This is a genomic window from Oceanospirillum sp., assembly GCF_982874595.1.
In genome coordinates this window covers 1-14,680 of sequence record NZ_CEYNZH010000069.1, presented here as the reverse complement: position 1 = coordinate 14,680, position 14,680 = coordinate 1, and the positions used below count along the sequence as shown (strand labels likewise).

At 50.9% G+C, this 14,680-nt stretch carries 11 protein-coding genes; 8 read left to right on the top strand and 3 right to left on the bottom strand.

Annotated features, from left to right (window positions below; all coding sequences use genetic code 11):
• Window positions 1–19: 19 nt before the first annotated feature.
• Window positions 20–1,861, bottom strand: coding sequence for a bifunctional diguanylate cyclase/phosphodiesterase (locus AC4GL5_RS17280; protein WP_490384050.1), 1,842 nt, complete (start codon window positions 1,859–1,861; stop codon window positions 20–22).
• 400 nt (window positions 1,862–2,261) lie between these two features.
• Here AC4GL5_RS17280 and AC4GL5_RS17275 point away from each other — a divergent pair, with 400 nt between their 5' ends.
• The 4 genes from AC4GL5_RS17275 to AC4GL5_RS17260 all read left to right on the top strand — a co-directional run bounded on the left by AC4GL5_RS17275 (window position 2,262) and on the right by AC4GL5_RS17260 (window position 6,730).
• Window positions 2,262–4,265 (top strand): metallophosphoesterase family protein, encoded by a 2,004-nt coding sequence (locus tag AC4GL5_RS17275; RefSeq protein ID WP_490384049.1) that lies wholly within the window; start codon window positions 2,262–2,264, stop codon window positions 4,263–4,265.
• Window positions 4,266–4,388: 123 nt separating this feature from the next.
• A complete protein-coding gene (locus AC4GL5_RS17270; RefSeq protein WP_490384048.1) occupies window positions 4,389–5,048 on the top strand; it encodes an HD domain-containing protein in 660 nt (219 codons plus the stop codon).
• 149 nt (window positions 5,049–5,197) lie between these two features.
• Complete coding sequence (locus AC4GL5_RS17265; RefSeq protein WP_490384047.1) at window positions 5,198–6,118, top strand: DMT family transporter; 921 nt, start codon at window positions 5,198–5,200, stop codon at window positions 6,116–6,118.
• Between the two features lie 144 nt (window positions 6,119–6,262).
• Entirely contained in the window at window positions 6,263–6,730 is a 468-nt protein-coding gene (locus tag AC4GL5_RS17260) for a bacteriohemerythrin (protein ID WP_490384046.1), read from the top strand.
• A 111-nt stretch (window positions 6,731–6,841) separates the two neighbouring features.
• Here AC4GL5_RS17260 and AC4GL5_RS17255 read toward each other — a convergent pair whose 3' ends face one another.
• On the bottom strand, window positions 6,842–7,771 hold the full coding sequence (locus AC4GL5_RS17255; RefSeq protein WP_490384045.1) for a LysR family transcriptional regulator: 930 nt from the start codon (window positions 7,769–7,771) through the stop codon (window positions 6,842–6,844).
• Window positions 7,772–7,989: 218 nt separating this feature from the next.
• Here AC4GL5_RS17255 and speB point away from each other — a divergent pair, with 218 nt between their 5' ends.
• Window positions 7,990–8,946 carry an agmatinase gene (gene speB / locus AC4GL5_RS17250; protein ID WP_490384044.1) on the top strand — a complete coding sequence of 319 codons (957 nt, stop codon included), beginning with the start codon at window positions 7,990–7,992 and terminating at the stop codon, window positions 8,944–8,946.
• A gap of 84 nt (window positions 8,947–9,030) precedes the next feature.
• Here speB and AC4GL5_RS17245 read toward each other — a convergent pair whose 3' ends face one another.
• Complete coding sequence (locus AC4GL5_RS17245; protein WP_490384043.1) at window positions 9,031–10,374, bottom strand: ferredoxin reductase family protein; 1,344 nt, start codon at window positions 10,372–10,374, stop codon at window positions 9,031–9,033.
• Window positions 10,375–10,619: 245 nt separating this feature from the next.
• On the opposite strand from AC4GL5_RS17245, the gene AC4GL5_RS17240 reads away from it, so the two are divergent.
• From AC4GL5_RS17240 to AC4GL5_RS17230, 3 genes are all read left to right on the top strand, one after another.
• Window positions 10,620–11,237: a hypothetical protein gene (locus AC4GL5_RS17240; RefSeq protein ID WP_490384042.1), complete on the top strand. Its 618-nt coding sequence runs from the start codon at window positions 10,620–10,622 to the stop codon at window positions 11,235–11,237.
• Between the two features lie 19 nt (window positions 11,238–11,256).
• Window positions 11,257–12,582, top strand: a complete 1,326-nt coding sequence (locus AC4GL5_RS17235; protein ID WP_490384041.1) for an LTA synthase family protein — start codon at window positions 11,257–11,259, stop codon at window positions 12,580–12,582.
• A gap of 117 nt (window positions 12,583–12,699) precedes the next feature.
• Complete coding sequence (locus tag AC4GL5_RS17230; RefSeq protein ID WP_490384040.1) at window positions 12,700–14,205, top strand: aldehyde dehydrogenase; 1,506 nt, start codon at window positions 12,700–12,702, stop codon at window positions 14,203–14,205.
• Window positions 14,206–14,680 lie beyond the last annotated feature (475 nt).

Here is a 14,680-nt window from a genome sequence, read left to right as displayed (position 1 = left end):
CCATCGGTCATCATGCTCGTTACCCGGCAATATCAGGAAAAATCAGCTGTTGATTGATAATGCGCTCGTTGATCGACTCGGTGCTCAGTGGACGACTGAAAAAATAGCCCTGGCCCAGATCACAACCCAGTTCCCTCAGTGTATCCAGCTGGGATTGCGTTTCGATCCCTTCTGCCACTGTAATTTTGCCAAGTTCATGGCAGAGGTTGATGATATTTTTCGCCAGAATCCGATCATGTGTATTGGTATCAATATTCTGAATAAACGCCCGGTCCAGCTTGACTTTAGTAACCGGCAGACGCTGCAGATAACTTAGTGAAGAGTAGCCCGTGCCGAAGTCGTCAAGTGAGAAGTCTATGCCGTGGCGCAGGATCTCCTCCATGTTGTGGATTGCGCGGTCAATATCCTTCATCAGGCTGGTTTCCGTCACTTCAAGCTGAAGCTGAGAGTGAGCGAGGTCATTATCGTAAACAGCCGATAGCACCAGACTGTTCAGGTTTTTCAGGCTCATCTGTTCGCTGGCCAAGTTAACCGCCACGGGCAGATGTGCATCGCCAAGGTAGGGTCGCCAGGTCGCAATCTGTCGGCATACGGCCCTTAAGACCCATTCACCCACAGGAAGAATAAGCCCGGTGTCTTCGGCAATGGGAATAAACTCTTCAGGGGATATAGGTCCTTCTTCCACATTCAGTCGAAGCAGGGCTTCCAGACTTTTCAGCTCACCGCTTTGTATATCAACAATCGGCTGATAATCCACATGAAAGCGGTTTTCACTTAGAGCATGTTGTAAGTGTTGTTCAACCTCAAAGCGACGACTGGTTTCACTGGAATATTCTTTTGAGTAGTAGTTGATGGTTTTTTCGCGCTTGCTTGAGGACTTTGCCTGCTCAAGCAGAGAGTCCGGTGTCGACCCGGTTGCCGGGTAGTGGCTAACGCCCAGCTTGACCGGGATATGCAGAACGGAGCCATCAACACGAATCTCCTGCTCGCAGAGCTCCAGAATACGTTTGGCCAGACCCTTATGGCTGTTTGATGTCGATCGGCCATCGTTTTTTTCTACACTGAACACCGCGAGTTTTGCCCCTTCGAGGCGGGCGACAGTCGTAGAGATAGGCAGGCTGCCTCTGAGGCGGATAGCGGTGTAGAACATCACCTTATCAGCCCAGTCTTTGCCTCTGGCCTGGTTCATTTCGGCAAAGCGACACAGATGGACGACGCATATATTAATCTGACTGCCCTCAGAAACACTCATCAGCGCCTGGTCCAGTCGATCAATAAAGAGACTTTGGTTCGGTAGTCCGGTAAGAGGATCGTAGTAGGTGGAGTTGAGAGCCTGACGTTTAATACTCAACAACTCAGCATGATTGCGCAACTGGGTTTCAATCAGCTGGGCAAACAGGAGTAGTTGGCGAATGTCAGTGTCGTTGAACTGCCGGGGTCGCCGGTCCATGATACAGCAGGTACCTATGAGCTGCCCGTTTGGGCTTTTGATCGCCACACCAGCATAGAAACGGATGTAAGGCTCGTCATTAACTATTGGTAAATTTTTAACGGTGTCATTGGTATGGGTGTCTTCAATAACAGAGACCCCATTGAGTAGGGTATGGCTGCAAAAGCCATCGGCGATGGAAACTTCCTGTTTGTTGATGCCGGTTTCCGATTTAAACCACTGCCGGTCTTCGTCAATAAAAGAGATGGCGGCTATGGGGGTGTTAAAGGATAGCGTCATCAGTGAGATCAGCTGGTCATACTGGTCCTCAGGCTCTGTACCCATGATTTCGAGTTCAGCAAGTTCCTTCAGTCGCGATCTGTTCGTGATCTCGAACGCTACAGCAGGAAAATCCTTGGGCTCTTTCATCATCGCTCTCACCTCGCCTCAAACTTCTGGCCCTGTTGGGTGTAACCGAAACGGGTACATGCTGCAGGTCGCCATAAACTACTCATCACTAGCTTAGCTGCTTTTGTGTCACCAAATCCCTTAGACTTTCACCGAATGCTCCCTTTTAAAAATAATATTAAAGAAGAATCTTTATTGCACTCGATTTATTGCTCTCTATTTATTGCACTCTAAATGTGCCCGTCTTCAGCACGTCTTTAAGCAATCTTTGACCTTTTCATGTACAAGAAGGCAACTTTCATACGACTCTGTTATCTGATTTTATTGTCTGACACCCGAATCAGGTTTAATCGCTGAGGCTCAATTGGCATCCCCCTGGCCCTATCGGTTAGATCTGAAATTGCCAAGAGAGGAATGTTTGCCCATGACCGGAAGCGATTACAGCCCGCGTTTTTCTGCCTCGGATAATTTGTCCGATCTGCCTCTGGTTCTGGCCGGGCCGTTGCTTCGTCGCTGTACGCCATCAAGCCTGACGCTGTGGTTGGCAACATCTCAACCGGTAGCGGGTCATCTGGCGCTGCTGCCGGATTCGGGTGGAGCCGTCAGTATCGGAAAAGATCGATGGCGTCGCAGCTGTCAACAGATCAGGGCAGCTGATCATCTCTGGTTTCAGATGGTCGAAATTAAGCTGGAAACCGACTTGCCCAAAGATTGCTGGATCGGCTACGAACTGAGTTTTGCTCCTCTGACGGAACCTGAGCAGAATCTTTCATCTCTGACGGAAAGCCATTTTGTCAGCTGGCGACAGTGGGCTCCTGATCTGGCTTATCCCGGAAAAGAAACGCCGGGTTTTGTTCTGAAAAGCCGATTAACCAAATTGCTGCATGGTTCTTGTCGAAAACCTCACCACGAAAGTGATGATGGCCTCTGGCGGGCCGATGATGAGCTGGCCGCCAAAGATCCTCAGGACTGGCCGGCGGTGCTTATTATGAGTGGTGATCAGATCTATGCTGACGATGTGGCGGCTCCTTTTCTGGCCTCGATCCACCAGCTGACTGACCGGTTGGGCTTTGCCGACGAAGCGTTGCCTTGTTCGGAGGTGCGTTCGTCTCATCAGCTGCATCGGGATCACCCCTATTACTACCACCGGGAAACGCTGCTGCCGGATACTGAAGGCGGGCAGGCGGTAACCGACCTGGTATTTGGTGGTGCCCGCAAGCCGGTCTTTACCTCAGATAATGCCCATAATCATCTGATTACGCTGGCTGAAGTACTATCGATGTATCTTTTGGTCTGGTCCCCCGCAGGTTGGCAAAACCGTACCGTGCCCCGCGTGGAGGACCTGACCCAAACTCTGACGTCGGATCAGGCGGTGCTCTATCTCCGAGAAGCCCGTGAGCTGGAGCGCTTTGTCGGTGGTCTTTCTAAAGTGCGCCGTCTGATGGCGCATCTGCCGGTGGCGATGATTTTTGATGATCACGATATTACCGATGACTGGAACCTGACGGCGGCCTGGGAGCAAACGGCTTACGGCCAGGATTTTTCCCATCGGATTATCGGCAACACCCTGATCGGATATCTGCTGTGCCAGGGGTGGGGAAATGCTCCGGAGCAGATTCCTGATACCCTGATAAAACAGATGCAACGTTGTTTGTTCAAACCCGGAGGCCATCAGCACACTGCATTGATTGATGAGTTGATCCGTTTTCCAAACTGGCATTATCAGTGGGATACGCAGCCCGTGCTTTTGGTTCTGGATACCCGAACTCATCGCTGGCGTTCAGAGCGTTCTCTGGATCTGCCATCGGGACTGATGGACTGGGAATCTCTGACGGATCTGCAGCAGCGTCTCATCGGCCATGAAGCCGTGGTGATGGTGTCTCCTGCTCCCGTTTTTGGTGTAAAGCTTATTGAGGTGATCCAGCGTGTGTTTACCTGGATCGGTAAGCCTCTGATGGTGGATGCGGAAAACTGGATGGCACATAAAGGTGCCGCCTACGCGTTGATGAATCTCTTCCGGCACCCTAAGACACCGAAGAACTTTGTGATTCTCTCAGGCGACGTTCATTACTCCTTTGTTTATGACATTGAGTTGCGTGGTCATGAGCGGGGGCCGGATATCTGGCAGATCACCAGCAGTGGTTTTAAAAACGAGTTTCCGGCGACACTACTGACCGTTTTTGACCGCCTGAATCGCTGGCTCTATTCGCCCCGATCCCCGCTTAACTGGTTTACCAAGCGGCGGAAAATGCGGGTTATCCCCCGAAGACCTAAAACCGGTGACCCTGGCGAGCGTCTGGTGAACAGCGCGGGAATCGGTCTTGTTGAGCTGGATACGGACGGAGCACCGATCAGGGTTGAGCAGCTCTGTGCGGATGGCCGAACCATAGGCTTTAAACTTCAGCCCGATGAGGCTCGCTGGGAGTAACCTTTTAATAGCCCAAATTCATCGCTGACAAGCTGGTAAGCTAACTTAGAATCATCTATAACCCTATGATTCTGTAATTAAATTCTTTAACTTAGTGTTTTTGCTTTGATCCGGAGTGCCTCTATGGAACGCTTTAATTTCTCCCGCTGGAAATTGCTGATGCAGCAGTGGGGGCTGGCTGAGCATGGCCCGCTGTTTGAGATGCTGCAGGATGCTTATCGCAAAGAGGGACGCTATTATCATACCGAGTTTCATGTGGATGATTGTCTCGGCCATCTGGATCGGCTTCGGGCTGATCTGCAATATCCCGATGAGGTTGAACTGGCTATCTGGTTTCATGATGCAGTTTATGATCCGTTCCGGCAGGATAATGAGCTGAAAAGTGCTCAATGGGTGCAGGCTTTTCTGCAAAGTCAGCAGGCCAATCCCGAGAAAACCGAGCGGGTTTACCAGCTTATTGTGGCGACACGCCACGGTGACGCCGGTTCCCAATCGGAGGTCAATGCCTCGTGTCCGGATACAAACGGGATTCTGGATATCGATCTGGCGATTTTAGGTGCCCCAAGCGAACAGTACCGAACTTACGAGCAGGCGATTCGTAGTGAGTACCGGGAGGTTCCGGTGGGTATTTATTGTCAGAAACGGGCTGAGCTGCTGCAAACCTTGCTTAAGGCGGATGCGATCTATCGTACAAATCTCTTTCGTACGGAGAGAGAAGCTCAGGCAAGGGATAACCTCAGTTGGGCCTTTGAGTCTCTGTCAGCGGGCAGAATTCCGGAATAACCGCTGTCGGCGATATCAGTGGATGATGAACATAAAATACTACTGGCATAATTAAGCCTGAGATTGATAATCTCAACCTAATGCAAACCGGTGTGTCTGAAGCACCGGTTTTTACTTTTTGGGTTTTCATTTTTTCCAGGGTATTGACTATGTCATCGGGATCTTCAGGTATCTTTTTGTTGGCTGCAGCGTTGTCAGCCTTTTTCATGGGTACGATTGGTACCATCTCACTCTTTGCCAATGTCAGTGCTGAGACCGTTACTTTTTATCGACTGTTTATCGGCGCGCTTTTGATGGTTCTCTTCCTTCTGGTGACCCGCCAGAGAGAAAAACTCTTTGTCTGGCCCGGTGTTAAGGTGCTACTGACCGGCGCATTTCTGGCCGGGTTTGTGGTTTTCTATATTCTTGCGATGCAATACACCACGATGGCAAATGCCGTGATGCTGATGTATCTGGCACCGGTTATGGCATCAATTGTGGCGCACTTTTTTATGGGAGAGCGCCTCTCTACAGCGTCAATTGGGCTGATACTGCTGGCTCTGTTGGGGTTTGCCATGATGATGGAGTTCAATCTTTCCCTTGCCGGACGTGCGAATGAAGCACTGGGACTATTCTACGGATGTTGCGCTATGGCTTGTTACGTTGCCTTTATGCTGACCAACCGTCTGATTGAAGAGCGCATTCACGTACTGACCCGCAGCGGTTATCAGATGTTTGCCGGAGCCATTTGCATGTTGCCTCTGATGCTGCTTCAGGGGGATGTGATGACACTACCTCAATGGGGTTGGTTGACTCTGGCGGGTATCGTTCCGGGTTTTCTGGCGATTGTACTGGCGGTGGTCGCTTTAAGGGCGCTGCCAGCATCTACCTTTGGCACGCTGGCTTATCTGGAACCCATTACTGTGGTTGCTCTGGGCTGGATGCTGTTTGATCAGAGCCTGAATACCTTGCAGATCTCCGGTTGTAGTCTGATTCTATTATCCGGTATTGCTCAGGCGTTGCTGACAAACCGTCGCGCAACATCCCCTGAAAAAAATATTGTGCTGAAAAGCGAACAGGAAGTCGCTTAAAGGAGACAGCTGTTGAACCTGATCAACGGAGTCTTGACCCGTGGCATTGTTTTAAACCGCATAAATCAAGAGGATATCCCTCCTGCCGATTCCGGCTTGGTGTGATTCGGATAACTCTAACTCCTGATAACGATGGCGGTTGCTATGACTTCCTCAAAAGATGCGGCAAAAACCACTTTGAGAACATTGAAAGCGGCGGAAATTGCGCCGGGTATGCGCCTGCAGTATTACGAACACGCAGCGATGGACCGGGCGCACCATAAATTTACTGCTTTGCTGGGGGCCTTGCCTCTGGTGGATGAGCGCGCTTTTGGCAACCTGCTGGAGCAGATCTATCAGGAAGCGAAAGAGCACTTTGAGCAGGAAGAACGTTTTATGCTGACCACAGAGTTCGATCAGTATGCCGGTCATAAGGCGCAGCACGATGCTTTGCTGGCCGTGTTGAACACCCATCGGACAAATCTGAAAGCCGGTGAAAAGCCTGATGCTGTTGAGCTTCAGCTGGAGATCTGCCGTTGGCAGGACCGACACCAGCAGGATTGGGATTACCCGCTGGCGGACTTCCTCCGTTGCCGTGCCAGCTGGATGAACGGTGAATCCAAAGCGATCTGATTCAAAAGCTGATCTGATACTGAATCACTGCCGAACCTGATCGGCTAAAGAAGAACCTCTGTGCGTAAACACTGAGGTTTTTTTACGTCTGCGATTTGTGAATGATGGCTCTCAGTCATTGTTCAGCAGACGATCCCCAAAGTGTTGTACCTGTTCCTGAAGCCAGACTCTGCCCGGTTCCTTGGCAAATAGTGGATGGTAGATCTGAGTCATCTGTACGCTGGGCAGTCCTTCCGGTGGTTGTGCTAATACCACCGGAAAGAGTTCACTGAACAGCAATCCCATCTGATAGGGCAGGGTCATAATAGCCTGAGTCTGAGCGACAATTTTGGCGGCCGCCATATAGTTTACCGTTCGGGCGATACTGCGACGGGCGAGTTTATGTTCTGCCAGCCAATGATCAATGGCGTTAGCGTTGCTGCCCGCCAGATCTGAAAACACGATATGTGGCCGCTGAATATAATCCTCCAGATCCAGCTGTTCCGGCAGGTCAGGATTGCTCTGGGCTAACAGACAAATCTGCTGCTCACTGATCCAGTTTTCGACGATCAGATGGCCGGGGGCAGGCTCGTTAATATCCATACCGACGACCAGATCCACCTCTCCGGTTTCCAGATCGGTATGGAAGGCATCTTCATCAATCATGCGGGCTTCTACGGAAATATTGGGGGCAATATTCTGGAAGTGGCTGATCATCTCCGGAAAGACAACCGCCTCAAAATAGTCGGTACAGGCGATCACAAACTCCCGTTCGCTATCGGCAGGATTAAAGCTTTGTGGCGGGCTCAGGCTGCGCTCGATCTGGCGCAGTGCATTGCGGACTTCCGGTAGTAGCTCCAGGGCACGGGGAGTGGGCTGCAGTCCGTTCTCGGTGCGGATCAGCAGGGGGTCATCCAGCTGTTCTCTGAGTCGGTTAAGGGCGTGGCTCATCGCTGACTGGCTGAGAAATACTTTCTCAGCGGCTCGGCTAACGTGGCGTTCTGTCAGCAAAGCTTCAAACAGGACCAGTAAATTCAGGTCAAACTGACGCAAAGATTTCATAAAGAAAAGCTCTCAGGGCCTTATAGCGGTCTTGGTATTAATATCATGCATATCGATATTATAACTATGCGTTTCACTAATGTTTTCTGCAAGCCTAATCTTGAGCCAACCAACGAGGTTGGCCGGATAAGACCATTCGGGAATCTCATTAAACGACACATAGCATATTGAAACGCTACAACCTGAAAACGTAGAAGTTGAATTTAGGAGAATCATCCATGTCTGCAACCGCACCTCTTCACACCGGAAGCGTCGCTAACGCTGATCTGCCACTGTACGGTGAACTGGGCATGACCTTCATGCAGTTTCCGCTGGTGCGAGATATCCAGGCCTCTCTGGCTGATGTCGTTGTCAGTGGCGTACCTTTCGATATGGCAACCTCCGGTCGTCCGGGTTCCCGTCTGGGGCCACAGGCGATCCGTCAGGCATCCGCTAACCTGATCTGGGAAGGTGCCCGTTGGCCGTGGAAGTTTGCTCTGGATGATCATCTGACGGTGACTGACAGCGGTAACGTCCGCTTTAAGCACGGTGAACCACAAACCATGGTTGACGGTCTGGAGGCTCATATCGGCTCTATTCTTGATGCCGGTAAAAGCGCGCTGACCTTTGGTGGTGACCACTTTATCTCTCTGCCGATTCTGCGTGCCTATGCGAAAAAACATGGCCCGCTGGCGATTGTTCATGTGGACGCCCACACCGATACCTACTCCGGTGGCAGTCAGTACGACCACGGCACCATTTTCCACCATGCGGTTGAAGAAGATCTGATCGATACCGAACATTCTATCCAGATTGGTATCCGTACAGCCTATACCTATGAGGGCCATCCTTTTGAAGTTCTGGATGCAGCTTGGGTAGGTGATCACGGTCCGCACGCCGTACTGGAGAAGATTCGTGCCCGTGTGGCTGACAAGCCGGTTTACCTGAGCTTTGATATCGACGGTATCGACCCAGCGTTTGCTCCGGGTACCGGAACACCGGTCGCGGCAGGTATCAGCATCGATTGCGCGTTGAAAATTGTGCGCGGTCTGCAGGGTGTCGATCTGATCGGTATGGATCTGGTCGAAGTGGCACCAGCCTACGATCATGCTGAGATCACTGCATTAGCGGCTGCGACTCTGGCTCTGGAATACCTCTACGTGCTGGCCGCGAATAAGCAGGCAAAAGCCGAATAGCGGGGCAGGCATACAAGCCGATTCAAGAGAAGGCCAGCGAAAGCTGGCCTTTTTTTGTTGGTTCGATGTCAATTTGAGCACGGCTTAACGCATCTCAAATAACTCCTGATGAATTGCGCTCTGGTGAATACCGTGCTGGTGGAAGTCAGTTCGGATCGCCTGTCCGAACTGTTTCGGGCCACAGAACCAGAGACTTGCTTCACGCCAGCCGGGAACCTGATCCCTTGTTTGCTCTGGTGTCAGTCGTCCTTGTTGGCTGCTGATTACCAGATGCAGATTGACATCTGCGCCTCTGGCCAGAGCCTCCACCTTGCGGATCAGATCGGCATCCGGATGCTCCATGCAGAGGAAGAGGTCGATAATTTGACGATCCTGCTGCTTGTGCTGGATCAGATGCTCCATGCGGGCGATAAAGGGGGTAATGCCGATACCTGCGGCGATCCAGATCTGCTGTTCTTTGTTATCGGTAAAATCAAAGCAACCGTATGGGCCTTCGATCTGTACGGGTAAACCGGTGCGCAGGCGCTGCTTCAGTTGACTCGTCCAGTCCCCCAGCTCTTTTACGATAAAGGTCAGTTGAGAGTCAGCCGGATTCCATGCTGAAGCAATCGTGTACGGGTGATGGCCTTCAGAAGGATCTGACGTTACAAAGGCAAATTGTCCCGGAGTATGTCCCGGCCATTTGCGGGTTTCCTGATCCAGCGTAATCTGGCCTTCCAGAGTGTTCTGATAGTGGTTCAGGCCAGTAATTGTGCCATCGAATTTGCGTTTCTGCCCTGTTCTGCCGCTAAGTACCAGAACGGCTGACCAGCTGCCAGCAATCATCATTACCAAGGTTAGCCAGCCAACAGGCTGAGACCAGTAGTCATAGTTCATCAGTACACTGCTGTGCAGCACCAGCAAGAGGTAAGCCACAGAAATCCATAGGTGAGTCTTACGGAACAGGCGATAAGGGAAGCGCTTAATTAACGCTAATGCGATAAAAATGACCACCGCGTAAAAAGCCCACTCACCAATCCCTTCTGCCAGACCTCTCTGACTGTTGAGCCACTCCTGTAAAGCGGGTAAAGCCTGTTCATTGCGTGGGCCGCGCTCAGGACGATCAAGCCAGCCCCAGCCAACCATCCATTTTGTCCCTTTTGCCATCCACCAGTGCAGCGCTGTGATAACTAATGCACCGATACCCAGCCATTTGTGCAGACGGTAGATTTTGTCCATGCCGCCGATCCAGGACTCCAGCCAAACCGGACGGGTGGCCAGAATCATCGCGGTACTCATAACCATAATCCCCAGTACACCGGAATACTGAGTAAACACGTGACGGAATGAGAAGTAGGTAAGGGGTGTCGGTATAAGCGTATCGGCCATTAACCAGAGCAGCGTGGTTATGCCCAGCAAGCCCCAGAAAACCGTTTTGTATCGGTTCATTTGTGATGTCCTTGTCAGTACCTGTTTGATGGGAAATGTCTTATTGGCGTGGATTATTTCAGCAAAGAAGCCGGTAGGAGAAGGCTACAGACCGTTGTTTTACCTAACTTTACTTAGGTTTGTTATTCTTAAAGTTAAAACTTAACTGAGGCTTAAACCGACCCATCACAAAGACTTAAGATTGCTTTAAGAATTAACCAATATGCTGCCAGCCATTAATTATTGGTTAAAAGGTTACCGTCACTATGGTGCGATTGTTTTTCAGGTTGGGCGACGCAGGAAAAATTCTGTTGGTGATGATTTCGGGGCTTTTTTTACTGTCATTGAGCCGGGTCGGTTTAGCGTTATGGCAGTGGCAAAGAGTTGTGGAATCGGGAATCGGTCCCGATATTTTTTCTCAGGGACTAAGAGCCGATCTGATTATAGTTTTCATGCTGATGAGTCCTGCGGTTCTGCTATTCCCTCTGAGCGGTATTAAAATTCTGCGTCCGGTCTGGCAGAAACTGTTTTTACTTTGGACGGTGTTTATTCTGACGCTACTGCTCTTTATGGAGCTGGCAACCCCCGCCTTTCTGATGCAGTACGATGTTCGGCCAAATCGTCTGTTTATTGAGTATCTGTCCTATCCGAAAGAAGTGATCTCAATGCTCTGGAATGGCTTCAGGCTCTCTGTTTTAGCCTCCATCGCAGGGACAACACTGTTCGTTGTTTTCTTATTCCTCCCGCTTTTCTTATTTCCATTCACTGAGCGTCAGCAGATCGCTCTTAATCTGGCCTTTGCTGGTTGCTATGGTTTTTCTTGGTGCTCGCTCAACTTTGGGGCACAGGCCGGTGAACCCAGCTTTTTTTGCGCTTACCCCTGATCCTATGGTGAACAGCCTGATGCTAAGTTCTGCCTGGTCAGCAGCCTATGCCGCTTACGAGCTGAAAGATGAGGCCAAGTCATCTGATATGTACGGCAAAATGCCGTTTGATAAAGTACTCGATCTGGTTGAGTCCGCCTCTCATCTGAAGAGTAATGAATTTGATCATTTAGCCTCATCACCAGCGTTGCACACCCAGAGGACACCCGTTAAAAGAGAGCGGCCGCTTAATCTGGTCATTGTGCTGCAGGAGAGCATGGGGGGAACCTTTATTGAGTCACTCGGAGGGTATAAGGGTTTAACACCTAATCTTGATCGTCTGAGAGACAAGGGCTGGTCATTTGAGCACCTCTTTGCCACCGGAACCCGTTCTGTACGGGGGATTGAAGCGGTTGTCGCGGGCTTTATGCCAACCCCGGCCCGAAGCACCGTGAAGCTGTCCGGGTCCCAGAGACATTTTGCCACTCTGGCCTCTGTGCTTAAAAGGCATCAATACCACACCGAGTTTCTTTACGGTGGTGAGGCCCATTTTGACAATATGCAGAGCTTCTTCATGGGGAATGGTTTCGACCAGATTACCGATGAAAGAAACTTTAGCCAGCCTGAGTTTGTCGGTAGTTGGGGAGTAAGTGATGAAGACCTATTCAGAAAAGCCCATGAACGCCTGACCAACTTGCACAAAGACGATAAACCCTTTTTTACGCTGATCTTTACATCATCAAACCATGAGCCTTTTGAATTTCCTGATGGAAGAATCGATCTGGTAGAACAGCCCAAAGCCAGCGTAAAAAATGCAGTTAAGTACGCTGATTATGCGATGGGGGAATTCTTTAAACAGGCTGAGCAGGCTGATTACTGGCAAGATACCCTGTTTCTTGTGGTTGCGGACCACGATAGCCGCGCCTATGGCAATGATCTGATTCCGGTTAAGAACTTCCGTATTCCGGGTGTCATTCTGGGGGGCGATCTGAAACCTGAGCGTATTCAGACCGTTGCCAGCCAGGTTGATTTGGCACCGACACTGCTGTCTCTTATGGGGCTGGATAGTCATCATCCCATGTTGGGTCGGGACTTGAGTCATCCCGCTGAGCGTAACCAGCCGGGGCGGGCGATGATGCAGTTTTACAATACTTTTGCTTATCTGGACGGTCACGATATTACGATCCTGCGTCCCCAGCAGAAAGCGGTCAGTGGCAAGGTAGACCTGTCGGATAACAGCCTTTTGATTCAGGGAGCCGCCAGTCCCCAGCAGGCCGAGCTGGCGCTGGCGCACTCTCTGTTGCCAAGCTATCTCTATCGCAAGCATTACTACAACCTGGGCGATACTGAGGCCGACAGGCTTTGATGCAATCGGGTCTATATCCTGAGGGGTATAGCCCCACCGGTGGAGTCCTTTCTACACTGACTGCAACTTAAGCGATCAGATCAACCTGATCGGCACCGAATTCAGCTGAGGTAGACAATGACAGTTAAATCCCCTGCGACCCGTGACGAGTGGTTCGAACTCAGTAAAACGCTGACCTTACATGGTCAGTCTTATATCAACGGTCAGTTCTGTGATGCCGAAAGCGGCGAGACCTTTGCCAGCATCAACCCGGCGACGGAAGAGCATCTGACCGATGTGGCTAGCTGTGATCAGGCTGATGTTGATAAAGCCGTTGCCAACGGTCTTGCGGCTTACCGCAGCGGTGAGTGGGCGGAAGCTTCCCCTAAACACCGTAAGAAGGTGCTGCTGAAACTGGCCGCACTGGTTGAGCAGCACAAAGATGAATTCGCGGTTCTGGATACCCTGGATATGGGTAAATCCATCTCCGAAATGACCGCGATCGACGTGCCGGATGCTATCGACTGCATTCAGTGGACAGCGGAATCTATCGACAAGGTTTATGGCGAGATCGCCCCGACGGCACCGGGTTCTCTGGCGCTGATCAGCCGCGAGCCTGTGGGTGTTGTTGCCTGTATCACCCCGTGGAACTACCCACTGATGATGGTGAGCTGGAAAATTGCTCCGGCTCTGGCTGCGGGTAACAGTGTGGTACTTAAGCCATCAGAAAAAACCAGCCTGAGCGCCCTGCGTCTGGCGCAGCTGGCCACTGAAGCCGGTATCCCGAATGGTGTTTTCAACGTCGTGACCGGTTACGGCCACACTGCCGGTAAAGCGCTGGCGCTTCATAACGATGTTCACGTACTGGCCTTCACCGGCTCGACCCGTGTGGCGGGTATGCTGCTGGGTTACGCTGGCGAGTCCAACATGAAACGTGTCTGGCTGGAAGCAGGCGGTAAGTCCCCGAACCTGATCTTTGATGATTGCGACAACATCAAAAAAGCAGCCGGTGGCGCAGCCGCAGCGATCTTCTCCAATCAGGGGGAAGTGTGTATCGCCTGCTCCCGTATCTATGTACAGAAGAGCATTAAAGACGAGTTTATCGCTGCACTGGTTGAAGCCGCATCCCGCTATCAGCCGGGCGACCCGCTGGACCCGAACACTAACATGGGCCCATTGGTCGACAAGATGCAGCTGGATACCGTCAGCCGTTATATCCGTTCTGCACAGGACGAGGGTGGCGAAGTGATTCTGGGTGGTGAACCTGAGTATCAGGAAGGTGCAGGCTTCTATGCCAAGCCGACCATCGTGACCGAAGCCCACAACGGCATGACCTTCGTAAAAGAAGAGATCTTCGGCCCTGTTCTGGCGGTTTGTGAGTTTGAAACCGAAGAGGAAGCGATCGCACTGGCGAACGACTCCCAGTATGGTCTGGGCGCTGCGATCTGGACCTCTAACCTGTCCCGCGCACACCGCGTCAGCCGTAAGATTCACAGCGGCATGGTTTGGGTGAACACCTGGGGCGAAGGCGATACCACGGTTCCGTTTGGTGGCGTAAAAGCCTCCGGTAACGGGCGTGATAAATCCCTGCACGCGCTGGATAAATACTCCGAGATCAAAAACGTCTGGATCAATATCGACTGATCCCGGCTGTTTTCTCTTCGTTAAAAGCCTGGTCGTGATCAGATCAGAACCGGTCTGATCACATTCTGGCAGAGGCTTCCCTGTTCTCGCTTCTGCCACAACCAGAGTGCCTCACTCCCGTGGGTTCACTCTGGTCTTAGCACCCTTGCATCTTTGGGTGCTTTTTTTTGGTTTCACATATTTCCCCCCCAAGTGACTTCTGATCCATTTTATTAGTCTTAAATTCGATTTTTTTGCATGCTTTGTTGATAAAAATCTAGTAAATTTCATTTTTGGATAGATTGAATTGTATCTTTTTTATGTAGGTATGAATTTCTGATCTGAATAAATATTAACTATAACTCTGGTTGTCTATGTTTAGGTGCTTTTGCTAGGAATAATTATGGCTAATAAAATAAGGTTTTTATTTTTTATTTTTATCTCGGCGGTTGCAGACTCTGAGCGCAACACGCTATTGCACTGATGTGACGGCATT

Excerpts from the sequence above, each read along its gene's own strand:
- AC4GL5_RS17280 (WP_490384050.1), bottom strand. The coding sequence starts at position 1,861 with ATGATGAAAGAGCCCAAGGATTTTCCTGCTGTAGCGTTCGAGATCACG.
- AC4GL5_RS17275 (WP_490384049.1), top strand. The coding sequence starts at position 2,262 with ATGACCGGAAGCGATTACAGCCCGCGTTTTTCTGCCTCGGATAATTTG.
- AC4GL5_RS17270 (WP_490384048.1), top strand. The coding sequence starts at position 4,389 with ATGGAACGCTTTAATTTCTCCCGCTGGAAATTGCTGATGCAGCAGTGG.
- AC4GL5_RS17265 (WP_490384047.1), top strand. The coding sequence starts at position 5,198 with ATGTCATCGGGATCTTCAGGTATCTTTTTGTTGGCTGCAGCGTTGTCA.
- AC4GL5_RS17260 (WP_490384046.1), top strand. The coding sequence starts at position 6,263 with ATGACTTCCTCAAAAGATGCGGCAAAAACCACTTTGAGAACATTGAAA.
- AC4GL5_RS17255 (WP_490384045.1), bottom strand. The coding sequence starts at position 7,771 with ATGAAATCTTTGCGTCAGTTTGACCTGAATTTACTGGTCCTGTTTGAA.
- speB (WP_490384044.1), top strand. The coding sequence starts at position 7,990 with ATGTCTGCAACCGCACCTCTTCACACCGGAAGCGTCGCTAACGCTGAT.
- AC4GL5_RS17245 (WP_490384043.1), bottom strand. The coding sequence starts at position 10,374 with ATGAACCGATACAAAACGGTTTTCTGGGGCTTGCTGGGCATAACCACG.
- AC4GL5_RS17240 (WP_490384042.1), top strand. The coding sequence starts at position 10,620 with ATGGTGCGATTGTTTTTCAGGTTGGGCGACGCAGGAAAAATTCTGTTG.
- AC4GL5_RS17235 (WP_490384041.1), top strand. The coding sequence starts at position 11,257 with ATGCTAAGTTCTGCCTGGTCAGCAGCCTATGCCGCTTACGAGCTGAAA.
- AC4GL5_RS17230 (WP_490384040.1), top strand. The coding sequence starts at position 12,700 with ATGACAGTTAAATCCCCTGCGACCCGTGACGAGTGGTTCGAACTCAGT.